Source organism: Nocardioides sp. P5_C9_2 (genome assembly GCF_054049555.1).
On the sequence record NZ_JBFUMD010000619.1, the window covers coordinates 1 to 1,848 of the forward strand.

The window sequence follows — 1,848 nt, forward strand, 5'->3', positions numbered from 1 at the left end:
GTTCGGGAACCCGTTGGTCGCCTCCGTGCTGATGCTGGAGATCGTGGGCTTCGCGGGCAGGCAGGTCCTGCTCGTGCTGCTGCCCTGCATCGTCGCCAGCGGGCTCGGCGACCTCATCTTCACGGGGATGGGAAGCTGGTCCGGCATCGACGTGCCGTCCCTGACGATCCCGGGGCTTCCCGCCGCCACCGTCGACGCGGGGGACCTGCTCTGGGTCGTCCCCGTCGCCGTGCTGATCGCCGCAGGCATGCACCTCCTACGACGCCTGGGCCTGCGCACGGCCCGGGCCGTCTCCCGTCACACGATCGCGACCACCACGGTGGCCGGACTGCTCGTGGGCGCCTGTGCGAGCGCCTACGCGCTGATGACGGACCGCACGCCCCTCGACGTCCTGGAGTCCGGACAGACCTCCCTCTCGGCCCTCGTCACGTCGCCGGACAGCTGGTCCGCCACGACCCTGGCCCTGCTGGTGGTGCTCAAGGGTGCCGGCTACGGGCTGTCCCTGGGCGCCTTCCGCGGCGGCCCCACGTTCCCGGCGGTCTTCCTCGGCGCCGCCATCGGAGTGCTCGTCGCGCCACTGCCCGGCCTGGGCACGACCGCCGGCATCGCCATCGGGATGGCGGCCGCCACCAGCGCGGTCCTGCGCCTGCCGATCACCTCGGTCATCCTGGTCGTGCTGCTGCTCGGGTCCGAGGCATCGAGCCAGATACCGATCGTCATGCTCGCCGCGGTCGTGGCGCTGGTCAGTGCCGTGGTCCTCGACGCCCGCTGGCCGGACTCGCCGACGAAGGGCTCCCCCGGGTGAGATCGACCGGGAGGCGAGGCGCGCCCGCCACCGCGAGTGGTTGCGTCCCACCATGGCCACCCGTGTCGAGCACCCCACCCGAGAAGAACGCGAGCTGCTCGGGAAGGAGGCCCGCGTCCGCACCCCGCCCGGTGCCCACCTGGGGTGGGCCGCCGCGCCCCAGCGGAGCGACCCGGTGTCCCTCATCGAGGAGCAGAACGCCCGCCGGGACGCCGACCTGGTGCCGGTACGGCACGGACGGATGATGGTCTCGCCGTTCACCTTCTACCGGGGCGCCGCCAAGGTGATGGCGGACGACCTGGCGGGCACCCCCACCGCAGGGCTGACGGTCCAGCTGTGTGGCGACGCCCACCTGTCGAACTTCGGGGTGTACGCCTCCCCGGAGAGGAACCTGGTCTTCGACATCAACGACTTCGACGAGACCCTTCCCGGGCCGTTCGAGTTCGACGTCAAGCGGCTGGCCGCGAGCCTGACCGTCGCGGCGCAGCACAACGGGTGCACGCCGGAGCAGACCGAGGCGGTGACGACGGCGTGCGTGCGGGCGTACCGCAAGGCGATGGCCGAGTTCGCCGGACTCGGCACGATGGAGGTCTGGTACGCGCACCTCACCGAGGAGGACCTGCGCGAGATGATGCTCCGGGCCATCGGCGAGGCCTCGGCCGGGGACGACACTGGGACCGGGGGCACGGACACGAAGGGGAAGAAGGGCAAGAAGTCCGCGAAGGGCGAGAAGGGCGAGACGGCGGACAGGGACGAAGCCGAGCCACCGGCCGGTGTGGGCCCGATGTCCGCCAAGGAGGCGAAGAAGCTCGAGAAGCGCTTCGAGAAGAACGCGCTCAAGGCGCGGAGTCGCACCAGCATGCAGGCCCTGGCGAAGCTGACCGAGGTCGTCGACGGCACGCACCGGATCGTCAGCGTGCCGCCGGTCATCGTGCCGGCCCGGGACCTGCACGAGAAGTACGGGTTCGCGACCGAGGAGATCGAGGAGGTCATCGCGTCCCAGTTCGGTAGCTACCGGGCCTCGCTCCAGCACGACCGTCGCC

The 1,848-nt window shown here is 71.4% G+C and carries 2 protein-coding genes; both read left to right on the forward strand.

Annotated elements, in window-relative coordinates; translation table 11 throughout:
• A partial coding sequence (locus ACXJKL_RS20285; protein ID WP_457208799.1) for a chloride channel protein occupies window positions 1-805 on the forward strand: 805 nt, incomplete at its 5' end.
• 52 nt (window positions 806-857) lie between these two features.
• Window positions 858-1,848, forward strand: a 991-nt coding sequence (locus ACXJKL_RS20290) for a DUF2252 family protein (RefSeq protein WP_457208800.1), incomplete at its 3' end; no start/stop codon positions are given.